At 66.5% G+C, this 13,535-nt stretch carries 12 protein-coding genes and 1 pseudogene; 10 read left to right on the top strand and 3 right to left on the bottom strand.

Going from position 1 to position 13,535, the window contains the following annotated elements; translation table 11 throughout:
• The 5 genes and pseudogenes from BLS74_RS34175 to BLS74_RS32025 form a co-directional block, all read left to right on the top strand.
• Positions 1-130 (top strand): annotated as a pseudogene (locus BLS74_RS34175) (electron transfer flavoprotein subunit alpha/FixB family protein); the annotation flags it as partial.
• 4 nt (positions 131-134) lie between these two features.
• Positions 135-800, top strand: a complete 666-nt coding sequence (locus BLS74_RS32040; protein WP_093111814.1) for an alpha/beta hydrolase — start codon at positions 135-137, stop codon at positions 798-800.
• A gap of 17 nt (positions 801-817) precedes the next feature.
• On the top strand, positions 818-1,669 hold the full coding sequence (locus tag BLS74_RS32035; protein WP_093111812.1) for an HpcH/HpaI aldolase/citrate lyase family protein: 852 nt from the start codon (positions 818-820) through the stop codon (positions 1,667-1,669).
• Positions 1,670-1,675: 6 nt separating this feature from the next.
• Positions 1,676-3,226 (top strand): citrate lyase subunit alpha, encoded by a 1,551-nt coding sequence (gene citF / locus BLS74_RS32030; RefSeq protein WP_093111810.1) that lies wholly within the window; start codon positions 1,676-1,678, stop codon positions 3,224-3,226.
• 127 nt (positions 3,227-3,353) lie between these two features.
• Positions 3,354-4,172, top strand: a complete 819-nt coding sequence (locus tag BLS74_RS32025; RefSeq protein ID WP_093111808.1) for an alpha/beta fold hydrolase — start codon at positions 3,354-3,356, stop codon at positions 4,170-4,172.
• A gap of 118 nt (positions 4,173-4,290) precedes the next feature.
• On the opposite strand, the gene BLS74_RS32020 is transcribed toward BLS74_RS32025, so the two are convergent.
• From BLS74_RS32020 to BLS74_RS32010, 3 genes are read right to left on the bottom strand one after another with little or no spacing between them, the layout of a single operon-like run.
• Positions 4,291-6,138: a tannase/feruloyl esterase family alpha/beta hydrolase gene (locus BLS74_RS32020; RefSeq protein WP_093111806.1), complete on the bottom strand. Its 1,848-nt coding sequence runs from the start codon at positions 6,136-6,138 to the stop codon at positions 4,291-4,293.
• 28 nt (positions 6,139-6,166) lie between these two features.
• Positions 6,167-7,189, bottom strand: coding sequence for an alpha/beta fold hydrolase (locus BLS74_RS32015; RefSeq protein ID WP_093111804.1), 1,023 nt, complete (start codon positions 7,187-7,189; stop codon positions 6,167-6,169).
• 1 nt (position 7,190) lies between these two features.
• Positions 7,191-8,183, bottom strand: a complete 993-nt coding sequence (locus BLS74_RS32010) for a Bug family tripartite tricarboxylate transporter substrate binding protein (protein WP_244504120.1) — start codon at positions 8,181-8,183, stop codon at positions 7,191-7,193.
• Between the two features lie 92 nt (positions 8,184-8,275).
• Between BLS74_RS32010 and BLS74_RS32005 the strand changes: the two genes are divergently transcribed.
• The 5 genes from BLS74_RS32005 to BLS74_RS31985 all read left to right on the top strand — a co-directional run bounded on the left by BLS74_RS32005 (position 8,276) and on the right by BLS74_RS31985 (position 13,526).
• Positions 8,276-9,280: a LysR family transcriptional regulator gene (locus BLS74_RS32005; RefSeq protein WP_170855794.1), complete on the top strand. Its 1,005-nt coding sequence runs from the start codon at positions 8,276-8,278 to the stop codon at positions 9,278-9,280.
• A 149-nt stretch (positions 9,281-9,429) separates the two neighbouring features.
• Positions 9,430-10,407, top strand: a complete 978-nt coding sequence (locus BLS74_RS32000) for a Bug family tripartite tricarboxylate transporter substrate binding protein (protein WP_093111798.1) — start codon at positions 9,430-9,432, stop codon at positions 10,405-10,407.
• Positions 10,376-11,386 carry an SMP-30/gluconolactonase/LRE family protein gene (locus tag BLS74_RS31995; RefSeq protein WP_139191801.1) on the top strand — a complete coding sequence of 337 codons (1,011 nt, stop codon included), beginning with the start codon at positions 10,376-10,378 and terminating at the stop codon, positions 11,384-11,386. The genes BLS74_RS32000 and BLS74_RS31995 overlap by 32 nt, the downstream gene beginning before the upstream one ends.
• Positions 11,387-11,426: 40 nt before the next feature.
• On the top strand, positions 11,427-12,509 hold the full coding sequence (locus BLS74_RS31990) for an NAD-dependent epimerase/dehydratase family protein (protein ID WP_093111794.1): 1,083 nt from the start codon (positions 11,427-11,429) through the stop codon (positions 12,507-12,509).
• A gap of 33 nt (positions 12,510-12,542) precedes the next feature.
• Positions 12,543-13,526: a Bug family tripartite tricarboxylate transporter substrate binding protein gene (locus BLS74_RS31985; RefSeq protein WP_093111792.1), complete on the top strand. Its 984-nt coding sequence runs from the start codon at positions 12,543-12,545 to the stop codon at positions 13,524-13,526.
• Positions 13,527-13,535: the final 9 nt, after the last annotated feature.

Here is a 13,535-nt window from a genome sequence, read left to right as displayed (position 1 = left end):
CATGAAGGACTCGAAGGTGATCGTGGCGATCAACAAGGACCCGGAAGCGCCGATCTTCTCGGTGGCCGACTATGGGCTGGAAGCCGACCTGTTCAAGGCCGTGCCGGAACTGGTTGCATCGCTGGGTTAGGACGATGGACACGGCGGCGCACAGCCTTGAGCTTCGCCAGAGCGGCCCCCGGCTGCTGCAGGGCGCTGCGGGCGACATGGAGGTCATCTTCGATGTCCCCGTCCGTTCGCCAGTGGGCATGGCGATCGTGGCCCATCCGCAGCCACTGCTGGGTGGCCATGCCATGCACAAGGTGCCTCATTTGCTCGCCCGGGCGCTCTGTGAGGCCGGATGGATCGTCGCGCGGCCGAACTTCCGGGGCGTAGGGCGCAGTGCAGGCGCCCATGCCGCAGGCATCGGCGAGACGGAAGACGTGCTCGCGTTGCGCGAGCACCTGGTCGATGGTTACCCGTCGTTGCGCCTCGGACTGCTGGGCTTTTCTTTTGGCGCCTTCGTCCAGGCGCGCGTCGCGCGCGCACTTGCCGAGGGCGGAACCCCTGCGTGGCGGGTCTGCCTGGCGGGCATGCCGGCGGGCGAGGTCGCAGGGCAGCGCCACTACGACACGCCCGCGAATGTTCCCGATGCGCTCGTCGTCCACGGCGAGAGCGACGAGCGCGTGCCGCTGGCCTCCGTCTTCGAATGGGCGCGGCCGCGGGCGCAGCCCGTCGTCGTGGTGCCGGGCGCCGACCATTTCTTCACCGGACGCCTGCATATCCTGCGCGCCCTGGTGCTGTCCCATTTCGCAGGCTGAGCGGCCTGACTAGATCCATGACACCGAACAACTCCCTTGCCACGGCAAGAACCTTCCTGTTCGTTCCAGGCAACCGCCCCGAGCGCTTCGAGAAGGCATTCCAAAGCGGCGCGGATGCCGTTGTGATCGACCTCGAGGACAGTGTGCCGCCGGCGGCCAAGGCCAGCGCACGCGAGGCCATTGCCCGAGCCTGGCAGGGCCTCAGGAAGTATCCAACTCCGCTCGTGCTGCGCATCAATTCGGCCGACCAGCTGGGGGGACGCGAAGACCTCGGATGGCTGGCTCAACTGGAGGCGCCCGATGCGGTCATGGTGCCGAAGGCGGAGTCCGTGGGAACCCTGTCTCTCGTGGCTGGGAGCGCGCCTGCGGCGGCAATCCTTCCGCTCATTGAAAGCGCGGCGGGATACGCTGCACTTGATTCGCTTGCCGGCGCGGCGAATGTGCTTCGCCTGGTGGTGGGGCATATCGATTTCATGGCCGACACCGGCTTGCAGTGCTCCGAGGGGGAGCCCGAGCTGATGCCCCTGCGCTTCGCCATCGCCATGGCAACGCGTGTCCACAAGCTGGCACCTGCCGTGGATGGCGTCACCGTCGACATCGTGAACGAGGAACTGCTGCGCAGCGATACGCGGCGCGCGCTTCGGCTGGGCTTCGGCGGCAAGCTTTGCATCCACCCGAACCAGATTGCAATGGTTCACGAGGCAATGTCGCCCAGTGCAGCGGAGGTGGCATGGGCCGAACGCGTGCTTGCCGCAGATGCGGCCTCGGGTGGCGCGGCCGTGCAGCTCGACGGGCGCATGGTGGATCTCCCCGTCGTGCTCCAGGCCCGCCGCACGCTCGCGCGAGCCGGCGGCCGGCCGGGAGGGTGAGTTGCCATGAGCTCCCGCGAACTTCCTGCTTTCATCGAGGGATTCGGTCCGGTACGGCCGTTCCAAGGGCTGGTGCAGCCTCCAGCCCAGGTCACGCGGGCAGCGGCACGGGTCTGTCCCGCCGTCGCCGGCCGGGACAAGATGCTGCGCGACATCGAGGCAGCCTTCGATGCCTGCAACATCGGCCATGGCGCGACACTGTCGTTCCACCACCACCTGCGCAACGGCGACCAGGTGTTGAACCAGGTGCTTGCCGTCGCAGCGCGGCGCGGGTTGAAGGATCTCAGGATCGCCGCAAGCTCGCTGTTCCCGGTGCATGCGCCGCTTGTCGAGCACATGCGCAGCGGCGTTGTCTCGCGGCTCGCAACCGCCTACGTTGCCGGGCCGGTGGCCGTCGCCTTGTCGCAAGGGGCGTTGACGACGCCCGTCGTCATGCAGACGCACGGCGGCCGGGCGCGTGCGATCGAGTCCGGCGAACTGCATATCGATGTCGCTTTCATCGCCGCGCCGGCGGCGGACCGGCAGGGTAATCTGAGTGGCGCCCAGGGGCCGGCGGCATGTGGGCCGCTCGGCTATGCGATGGTCGACGTCCAGTACGCCGATCGTGTCGTCGCCGTCACGGACCACGTGCTTCCGCACCCGGTGTGCCCGATCGATATCTCTCAAGAACAAGTCGACTTCGTCGTCCGGGTCGATTCGATCGGGGACCCGGCGGGCATTCTCTCGGGCAGCACGCGGCCGACCACCGAGGCGGTGGGTTTGCAGATTGCCTCCACCGCCGCCCAGGTGATCAGGGCTTCCGGGCTGCTGCGCGAAGGCTTCTCCTTCCAGACCGGCGCCGGTGGCGTGTCGCTCGCCACCTCGATCTACGTGAAGTCGCTGATGATCGAAGGCAAGGTACAGGGTAGCTTCGGGGCGGGGGGAGTCACCGGCTACCTCGTCGACATGCTGGAGGCAGGGCTCTTCCGGACCGTTTTCGACGTGCAGTGCTTCGATCTGAAGGCCGTCGAGTCCTACAGGACGGACCGCAGGCATCAGGCGATGTCTGCGTCGCTGTACGCCAATCCGCACAACCGCGGTCCTGTGGTCGATCAGCTCGATGCGATGCTGCTTGGCGCCGCCGAAATCGATCTCGACTTCAACGTCAACGTGACGACCGGGACGGACGGCATCATCCTCGGCGGTTCTGGGGGGCACGCCGACACGGCGGCCGGCGCCAAGCTGGCTCTGGTGGCAACCCGACTCGCCGCGACCGCGGGGCCGAAGATCGTGGAACGGGTGGGCTGCATCACGACGCCCGGCGCGACCATCGACGCCGTGGTGACCGAAGCCGGCGTCGCAGTGCATCCGTCTCGCGAGGACCTTCGTGGCCGCTTTCGCGCCGCCGGACTCGAGGTGCTCGGCATCGAACAGCTGCGGGCACGCGCACTCTCGATTTCCAATGGCGCGCAGCTACGCGCTCCTGATCAAAAGGACACGCGCATCGTTGGCGTCGTCGAATACCGCGACGGCAGCGTGATCGATGTGATCCGTCAGAGTGCGAGAGCATCCCTCTAACGATAGGTTTGACATATGGAAAGGTTCCAGCGAACGGAATTTACAGAAGAGAAGTAGGGCACGACAGTGTTGCCACCCGTGGTGGCGCGATCAAGCGCTTCAGCCCATCGCAACACCAAGGAAAGACATGCCGACACACGATCAGATCGCAAAAGAGACCGTGACATTGCACGTGCAGGGCGTCGAGCTCGAAGTAGCCACGGTGCACCGAGCAGGCGAACTGGCACCGATCGTGTTCCTGCATGGATTCGGCTCGACCAAAGAGGACTACGTCGACATCGTCCGTCACCCGGCGTTCGCGGGACGTCCGTTCATCGCGTACGACGCTCCAGGCTGTGGAGCCACACGCTGCGGCGATCCATCGAAGGTTTCGATCCCTTTCCTCGTGGCAACCGCGAAGGCGGTGCTCGAGCGCTTCGGGATCGGTAATTTCCACCTCGTTGGGCATTCGATGGGAGGTCTGACAGCGCTCATGCTGGCTCATGAACAGTCGCATCGTCTGTTGAGCTTTGTGGACATCGAGGGCAATGTGGCCCCCGAGGACTGCTTTCTGAGCCGGCAGGTGGTCGACTATCCTGCGGACACTGCGGATGCCTTCTTCGAAGACTTCATCGAGCGGACTTGGCGCTCGCCGTTCTATTCGAGTGCGCTCTATGCGTCGAGTCTGCGTCACAAGGTGCGGGTGGAGGCGGTGCGCGGCATCTTCACGTCCATGGTCGAGTTGTCGGACCATGGTGACCTGATGACGAAATTCTTGTCCATGCCGTTCCCGCGGATGTTCATGTATGGTGAGCAGAACGCGTCCCTGTCGTACCTGCCGCATCTGCGCGCCAATGGCGTCAAGCTGGCAGAGATCTCCCGCAGCGGACATTTCCCGATGTACTCGAACCCTGTCGAGATGTGGGAGCGATTAGCCGGCTTTCTCACACCAGCATCGGCTGAATGAGGCCTTGCTCGGTGCTCGGCACCGACCCATGCGCCAGCGCGGCGCAGCAGCGTATCGACGCAGGACAAGCTGGCCGTAGTGCTGGTCCCATGTCGCCCCTCAAGGAGCGGCGCCACGTTCATTTGCATTCATAGTTGTTGGCCACCGCGAGCGAGCCGCTGCCCGAATAGCTCGCCTTCTGCGGATACAAACACAAGGGCATGCCCACGCTGCCATCGGAGGAGGCCAAGTTGATCCGCGTTGGCGCAACACCGTTCTCGACCCAGTTTCGAAGCGCGGCGAACAACTCGTCGCGTCCTCCCGCGGGCTGCGGCAGCGGCACCCGCCGGGCCGCTAGGTTGGCGCCGGTCGCGGAATCGATGGACGCGCTGCTCGCGAAAGTGCTGTCGTGCGCCAGGCCGGGGATGAGGAAGAGACGATTGAACGTCTGCACCTCGGCGTTGCCGCCCATCGCGGCGGAGACGCGGGTGAAGTAGTTGATCGAACCCTGCGGCATGATCTTGTCGTCGGCCAGGCCGTGGTAGGACAGGATCTTGGTGCCGGCGTCGCGCGCCCCGGCCAGGTTCGGATCGTCGGTGTTGATGGAGCTGAACTGCGGCTGCAAGACGATGCCCTGCGCATAAGCATTCGCGAGGCCTGCATAGTCCAGCGCCTTCCACTTGCTCGTGCCGTTGCCACTCGCGTTGGTGAAGCTGGGTCCGGCATAGCTCGGATCCTGGAACTCCAGCGCCACCTGGTCGGTCGCGATCGGGAACGGGTTGCTGCCGGCGAGCGACACGGCCAGGTTGGTGCCGCGCGTCAGGCCCCACCACAGGTGATCCGCGCTGCCGAGGGCCGTGCCGCTGCCGTTGTCGCCGGCCGGGTCCGGTGTGCTGCCGCTCGCCGTCTGGCCGTACCAGATCTGGTTGATCACGCGGGCTTCCGCCAGACTCACGCAGGACGCGCTGGTGCTCGCGCCGGTCACGCCGTTGCCGGCGACGCCCGCGCACAGCACATCGGCATCCTTGGTCGGGTCGTAGCGGCACTGCAGCGGGTCGAGCAGGAAGCCCAGGCCCAGGGTGTCGCAGGCCTTGACGGCCGCGCCGCTCGCGAAGTTCAGCTTCGCCGCGGCCATCGGCGCGCCGAGCTCGCGCTGCATCGCCACCTGCGGGTACAGCTCTGCAGTGATGAACTTGCTCCAGTTGAAAGCCGGCGCGCCGGCCAGGATGCCGTTGAAGTCCGCCGGATACTTCTGCGCGATCTTGTAGCCCTGGCGTCCGCCGGTGGAGAATCCGTCCCAGTAGGCATAGGCCTGCGCCTCGCCGTAGTAGGCCTTCACCAGGGCCTTGGTCTTGAGCGCCATCTCGTGCATGCTGCGCTCGGCGAAGTCCTGCCACAGCACGGTGTTGATGGTGCCGTCGGGGTTCATGGCGAAGGAGCCGTTGTTCAACAGTGCATGGCCGTGGTCGGAGGCGCCGATCGCGTAGCCGGCGTTGAGCGCCGGGATGAACTGGGCGCGCGAGCCGATCTGCGTGGTGTCGGCATGGACGCCGCCGGCCCAGCCGCCGCTGCCGAAGGCGCGGACGATCTTGTTCCAGGCGCTCGGCTTGGGCAGCCAGACCTCGATGCCGATGCCGGCGGAGGTCGAGGGCGCGCCGGCGGGGCCGGGGTTGCCGGGGCCCACCAGCAGCTTGACCAGGCAGGTGTCGATGCCGGCCACGGGCGGTGCGGGCGTGGCGGGCGTGTTGGCGAGCTTCAGGGCGTCGCCGGCCTTGAAGGCCTGGACCAGCGTGACGGTGGTGTGCGCGTCCGGCTTGAAGGCGGTCTTCATGTTGTCGTCGCAGCTCAGCGTCGTGGCTTGCTGTGGCGGAGCAGGGGGCGTGAAACGTATGCCACCGCCACCGCCGCCGCAGCCGGCGAGTGCGGCGAGCAGGCCGAGTGCGGCCCACGGCGCGGGGCGCTTCTTCGTGCGCGAGTCGTTCTTCATCGTCTTGTCTCCTGTGTTGTGTATTGGTCTATCGATTCACTGGCTTGGCGGGGTTGGCGAGCAGCCATCGCAGCTCGGGCTCGAGCCGGCGCCATTCGATGCCGGACGCCATGTGGCCGTAGGGGCTGTCCAGTTCGAGATAGCGGTGCACGCTGCGCGTGCGCTGCAAGAGCAAGCGCACCTGTGGATCGGGCGGGAAGATCGCGTCGGTGGTGCAGACGACGAACAGCAGCCGGGCGCGGATCTGCGCCATGCGCGCGCGTACGTCGAAGCGCTCGGCCGCGCCGGCCAGCACCACCATGCTGTGCGGATCGAAACGCGCAGCCCATTCACGGGCCGGCCGCTCGAGCGCGGCCTGGCGCTCCTGCGGATCGGGCATGCGGTCCTCGTAGAGCCGCTCCAGGCCATAGGAGCGCAGCGTCTGCAGGCGCATCTGCAGCAGGTCCTGGTACATGCCGCCGTGCTCGTAGTAGCGGCCGCCATGCCACTGCGGGCTTTCGGTGAACCGGGCGCGCACGGAAGCGGCGCTCAGGCCCGGCGGATGCGTCAGGCCCGACATCAGCACGCCGATGGCGTCGACCATGTCGGGGTGGTCGAGCGCCCACTGCAGCGCCTGCCAGCCGCCATAGGAGGGCCCGACCACCGCCTTCAGGTGCCTGACACCGAGTTGCGCGAGCAGGCGATGCTGCACGCCGACGATGTCGCCCAGCGTGATCGCGGGGAAATCGCCGCCCCATGATCGGCCCGTCGCCGGGTCGACGCTGGCCGGTCCGGTGGTGCCGAAGGCGGAGCCCAGCATGTTCGAGCAGACGATGAAGAAGCGCTCGGTGTCCAGCGGGCGCCCCGGACCGAGCAGCGGCGCCCAGGACCCTTCCGCGGTCAGGTGGCCCGGCGACAGCATGGAGGGACCGCTGGTGTAGCCATGCGTCACCAGCACGGCGTTGCGGCCGTCGGGCGCCAGCGTGCCGTGCGTGACGTAGCCGACGTGCACGGCGGGCAGCACCGGGCCTGACTCCAGTTCGAAGGAGCCGATCGAAAGCGTGTGGTTCATGTCAGTCGGGTCGGATGCCTGCGGTCTTGATGACGGCGGCCCACTTGTCGGTCTCGCTGCGCACGAAGGCGGCGTACTGGGACGGCCCGGAGCCGACCACCTGTGCGCCGATCGCCTCCTGCTTCGCTCGGAAGGGACCTTGCAAGACCTTCAGCGCCGCGGCGTGCAGGCGCTGCACCACCGCCTCGGGCGTGCCGCGCGGCGCGGAGAGGCCGGCCCATGCGGTCGCCTCGAAGCCGGGGAAGCCGGACTCGGCCACCGTCGGCACTTCGGCCAGCTGCGCGTTGCGCGCGCTGCCGCTGATCGCCAGCGCGACCAGCCGGCCGCTGCGCACATAGGGCATCACGGCGTCCTGGTTGAGGAACATCAGGTCGACCTGGCCGCCCAGCAGGTCATTGAGCGCCGGCGCGCCGCCGCGGTAGGGAATGTGGACCAGGGAAACGCCCGCGCGCTGTTTCAGCATCTCCATCGCGAGGTGGCCGGACGAGCCGTTGCCCGCGCTCGCGTAGCTCAGCTTGCCGGGCTGCGCCTTGGCGAGCGACAGCAGCTCCTTCAGGGACCCGGCAACACCGGGCCGCGCCACCAGCACATTGGCGCCGGAGACCACCTGGGTGATGTGCACGAAGTCGCGATTGATGTCGAGGGCCTGCCGGGGCAACAAGGTCTGGTTCGTCGCGTTGCCGATCCAGGACAGCATGAGGGTGTGGCCGTCCGGCGCCGCGCGCGCCACGGCATCGGCGGCGATGGCGCCGCCCGCGCCCGGCTTGTTGTCGACGATGACGGACTGGCCGAGCACCTTCGCCATGTCCTCCGCCAGCATCCGCGCGACCGCGTCCGAGGGACCGCCCGCCGGGGCAGCAACCACGAGCTGGATGGGACGCGTGGGGAAATCGGCGGCCTGCGCGTGCATCGACGGGCTGGCGCCGGCCATCAGGACCGCGCCGGCGACGAGGATTCCGCGGCGCCGGATGCCGCAAGAGGTCGTGCAGCTCACTCTGTCTCCTTTGTTCTGCAGGCGCATCTTGCAGAGTCCGGGCGGCGGCGCCCAATTAATAGTGGGTGGGAGGTATTAGACTGGGCGATACCTTGGAACAGTCCGCCTCCGTCCTCGTCAACCGGCTGCTCGCACGCGGAAAGTTCCGCCATGTGCAGGTGCTGCTGAAGCTCGCGGAGCTGGGCAGCGTGCAGCGCGCGGCCGATGCGATCGGCACCACGCAGTCCTCGGTGACGCAGATGCTGGGCTACCTCGAGCAGCTGCTGGACATCCGGCTCTTCGACCGGCATGCCCGCGGGGTCCGGCCCACGCCGGCCTGCGCCGATCTGCTGCCGGTGGCGCGGCAGGTGTTGCTGGGGGTGACGGAAAGCGCCGAGATCGTCACCGCCCGGCGCAGCGCCGGCCGCGGCAGCGTCCGGCTCATTGCCTCCGCGGCAGCCGTCAACGGGCTGCTGGTGGAAGCGATCCCGCAGTTCAACGCGCGCTGGCCGGACATCCGGGTGCATCTGCGCGAGGCCGAGAACGATGACCAGCTCCTGGCGATCACCAGAGGTGAGGTCGACCTTGTCGCCTGCCGCCAGCGCATGGTCAATCCCGAAGGGTGGCACTTCCATCCTCTGGTGCAGGATCGCTTCGCCGTGGTGTGCTCGGTGAATCATCGCCTGGCCCATGCCAAGCGCGTGAGCTGGAAGAGCCTCGGTGGCGAGACTTGGTTGCTGGCGCCGGCAGGATCCGTGGCAAGGGAGCAATTCGACGCACTCGCGGAGCGTTTCCCCGGTACGCCGAAGACCCATCCGCTGGTCACGCGTTCGGACAGCATGATGGCGTGGCTCTTGCGGCAAGGCGATCTGCTCGCGTTGCTGCCGCTGAGTTTTGTGCGGCCTCATCTGCTTGCACGCGAACTCGCCGAGATCTGGGTCAGCAGCGACATCCCGATGGAACCCCTCGGCTTGTTGAAGCCGTCGGTCGGCGCGAGCGAGGCCAGCGCAAGCCTGTGCGAATTCCTGGCCCGATTGTTCGAAGTCACTCCAGAGATGCGCGAGCAGGTTGGAGCCAGTGGCCAACATCTGCGTCAACCGAAGTCTTCACGAGACTAAGTCTTTTTTGAGCTGAGGGTGCAGCGGCTGGACTCAGCCGAATAACACATATGCGCGGTACATCGATCGCGCGGTCTCGAGTTCGATCACACTGATCTCAGCCGTTGTCGATCAAGCACGTCGTGCAGCTAGGCGGCCAGGAGACATGCATGCAAGCGTACAACCGTCGCACCGTACTGGCCGCCTTGGGCTCTTGCGGCCTGCTCGCAGTCACGCCCCGGCCGGCTGCACAGACGGCATGGCCGAGCAAGCCCATCACGCTCATCGTTCCTTTCGCCGCCGGGGTTTCGCCGGACGTGGTCGCGCGGCTGCTCGCGGACAAGATGGGACAGGCGCTGGGGCAGCCGATCATCGTCGACAACCGCGCCGGTGCGTCCGGGATCATCGGCGCGGAAGTCGCAGCAAAGGCGCCCGCGGACGGATACACGCTGTTTCTTCCGGTCGAGTCCATCCTGGGCGTGCTGCCCCACATCTACGCCAAGCTGAGATACGACCCATTGAGGGATTTCGTGCCCGTCACCCAGGTTGCGTACGGGCCTTTCTACCTGGTGACCGCGCCTGACCAGCCGTTCAAGACCTTGGCCGCGATGCTGGAGGCGGCGAAAGCGCAGCCCGACTTCCTGACCTACGGCTCCCTCGGTGTGGGTTCGGGCGCGCACATGCGCATGGTGATGCTCAGCAGCATGACGGGTGTGAGCCTGTTGCACGTGCCGTACAAGAGCAGCCCGCTTCCGGATGTGATGAGCAGGAACATCGCCATGGCTTTCGAGCCGGCGACGACGGCCATTCCCCTGGTCAGGAGCGGAAAGCTGCGCGCACTCGCCGTCACGAGCGCTACGCGTCAGGCGGCGCTGCCGGACGTGCCCGCCGTCGCCGAGATCGTGCCCAACTTCGACAACGATGGCTGGATGGCATTGGTTGCGCCTGCAGGCACGCCACCCGCCGTCATCGACCGGCTGAATGCCGAAGCCGTGAAGGCGCTGAAGGCCCCCGAGGTGCGATCCCGCATTGCCGACCTCGGTCTGCAGGCCGTCGGAAGCACTGCCGGCCAGTGCTCGGCGCTCATCAAGTCGGAGTTCGACAAGTGGGGCAAGATTGCCCGGCAATACCAAATTCGTGCGGACTGAGAATGCCATGAGCCCGATAGGTGACGTGCTGCGCCTGGATCCCCGCCTGGACGCGCTGGTGGACAGCGATGCGCAGGTCGAGAAGATCCTCAAGGATCAGGCCGCGTTTTTCGAGGGACCGGTTTGGGTGCAAACGCCGAGCGGCGGACACCTGATCTTCACGGACATCGCCAGCGATGCCATCCTCGCACTGGACTGCCGCACGGGCCTGCGCATCATTGCCGACTCATTCTTCGATTCTTCGCCGGCATCCTGCGTTCGCGAGATCGACCTTGGTTCCCGGCGCGTGCAGCTCAAGGGGCCGAACGGACTGGCGCTGGACCGGCAGGGGCGCATCCTCTATTGCGGTTACGGACCGCGGCACGTGGGCCGACTGGAGCCGGACGGCCGGCGGACCGTGTTGGCAGAGTCCTTCGAGGGCCGCCGGCTTAATACCCCCAATGATCTGGTCGTCAGGAGCGACGGCACGGTGTACTTCACCGACTCTTCTGCGGAAATGCGGGAACCCAAGGACGGTCGCTACCGTGGCGTTGCCACTTCCGCCGTGTACCGCATCGCGCAGGGAGGTTTGCAGATGCTGCACGGGGACTTCGACGCGGCCAACGGACTGGTGTTCTCTCCAGACGAGCGGTACCTCTACGTCAACGACACCCGCCGGAAGCTGATCTGGCGCTTCGACGCCGGGCGCGATGGTCCGCTGGGGCGCCGCGACCTGTTCGCCGACATGAATTCCGACGCTTCCCCCGGCGTGCCGGATGGAATGAAGGTGGACATGCACGGCAATGTCTATTGCACCGGGCCACGCGGCCTTTGGGTGATCGCTCCTGACGGAACCCATCTGGGGGTCATCCAGACACGCGAGCGACTGACCAATCTTGCCTTCGGCGGTGCCGAGGGCGACACGCTGTACATGACGGGGCCTTCCTACTTGTGGCGCATCCAGCTGAAGGTCAGAGGGGCCTCGCTGTCAGGCCCGTAGGCGGGCCTGGGCACCGCCAGCACCTTCCAACCAGGAGCAGATCATCAAACACCACATCCTCATCATCGGATCCACCGGGCTTGTCGGGGCCGCGGCCGTGGAGCACTTCAGCAGGATCCAGGACTGGCAGGTGACGGCGGTCGCCCGCCGCACCTTGCCGTTTCCCGACTCCGTTCGACAGCTGCAGATCGACCTCACCGACAAGTCCGCCTGCGTGGAGGGCCTGAGTGCCGTGCGCGGGGTCACCCACGTCCTCTACACCGCGCTCTATGAAAAGCCGAACCTCGTCGCAAGCTGGAGGGACGAGGAGCAGATGGCAACCAATCTTTCGATGCTGAGGAACGTGCTCGACGTGCTCGATCGCGCGGCCCCCGAACTGCGCCACATCACGCTGCTGCAAGGGGCCAAGGCCTACGGGCTGCACCTCGGGCCTACGCCGGTCCCATGCAAGGAGAGGGTGCCGCGGCATCCGCACAAGAACTTCTACTGGCTGCAGGAAGACCTGCTGCGCGAGCGCAAGGCTCATCGGGGGTGGACTTTCTCCATTCTTCGTCCTCAGCTCGTGCTCGGGACGGTGGCCGGCACGCCGATGAACATCGTGCTGGCCATCGGCGCCTTTGCCGCGATCCAGCGCGAGCTCGGCAGGCCTCTGTGCTTCCCGGGCGGCGCGTACGGTGTGTACGGCGCGAGCGATTCGCGCCTCATTGCCAAGGCCGCCGAATTCGTGGGTACGCACGAGATCTGCGGCGGGGAAACCTACAACATCGTCAACGGCGACGTGTTCGCCTGGAAGGACATCTGGCCGGGCATCGCGCGCCATTTCGGCATGGAGGCGGGCGAGCCCGAACCGCTCTGCCTTGCGGACGCGATGCCCCGGCACGAGGAGGTCTGGGGGCGGATCGCCAAGCGACACGCCCTGAAGCAGACCTCGCTGGCCAAGCTGCTGGACAGATCCTGGCAGTTCGCGGACCGGGCCTTCGGCTACGGGTTCGAGTACCCGCCCCATTCCGTGCTGGACGGTCTGAAGCTCAGAAGCCATGGATTCAACGAGTTCCTCGATACGGAGGACGCCATCGCCTACTGGCTGCGCCGGCTACAGGAAGAACAGGTCCTGCCGCATTGAAGCCCGCCTGCGGGCAAGAAGGAGACGCTAACCATGAGACCTCATTTCCGCATGAACCGGCGCTCGGCCATGGTCGCGATCGGCGCCGCCGTGGTCGGCGCTCCAAAGGCGATCCGGGCCCAGAGTCCATGGCCGAGCCGACCGCTTCGCATCGTCGTTCCCTTCGCCGCCGGCAATTCGGTCGACGTGGTCGCGCGGCTTCTTGGAGACCAGCTCTCCGTCGCGCTGAAGCAGCCGGTGGTGATCGACAACCGGGTCGGGGCAGCAGGGATCATCGGCACGGACAACGTGGCAAAGAGTCCGGCCGACGGCTACTCGTTGTTGCTCGGAGTCGATGCACTGATGGCAGTCATGCCCCACATCAACAGCAAGACGCCCTACGACCCCTTCAAGGACTTCCTGCCCGTCACGCAGCTCACGAGCGTGCCCTTCTACCTGATCACACCGCCCACGCGGCCCTATGACTCGCTGCAGCAGCTGATCGCTGCAGCCAAAGACAAGCCGGGCTCCATCACTTATGCGTCCTACGGCATCGGGTCCGCCACGCACATTCGCATGGAGTACCTGAACAACCTGGCCGGCACCACCATGCGGCACATCCCTTACAGGACCTCACCGCTGCCGGAGATGATGGGCGGCCTCGTCGAGATCGGCTTCGAGGCGGCAACCACGACCATTCCGCTTGTTCGCTCGAGGAAGATGAAGGCACTGGCGACCACCAGCGTCAAGCGTTCCACGGTACTGCCGGAGGTACCCACGGTGAGCGAGACCCTCGCGGGCTATGAGGCGGACGGCTGGCATGCGCTCTTCGTGCCGGCCGGCACGCCGGGCGAGATCGTGGCGAGGCTGAACGCGGAGGCCGTGCGGATCATGCACAGCACCGAGATGAAGGCCCGGCTTTCTGACCTCGGCCTGGAATGCATCGGCAGTGCCATGCAGGACTTCCGCCGCTTTCATCAATCCGAGTACCTCAAGTGGGGAAAGATCGCCAAGGAGAACGACATCCGCTTCGAGTGAGCTGCCCAG

It is taken from the genome of Variovorax sp. CF079, from assembly GCF_900101545.1.
Taxonomy (GTDB): domain Bacteria; phylum Pseudomonadota; class Gammaproteobacteria; order Burkholderiales; family Burkholderiaceae_C; genus Variovorax.
Note: the sequence above shows the minus strand (reverse complement) of the source record. Positions and strands in the feature narration are given on the sequence as shown.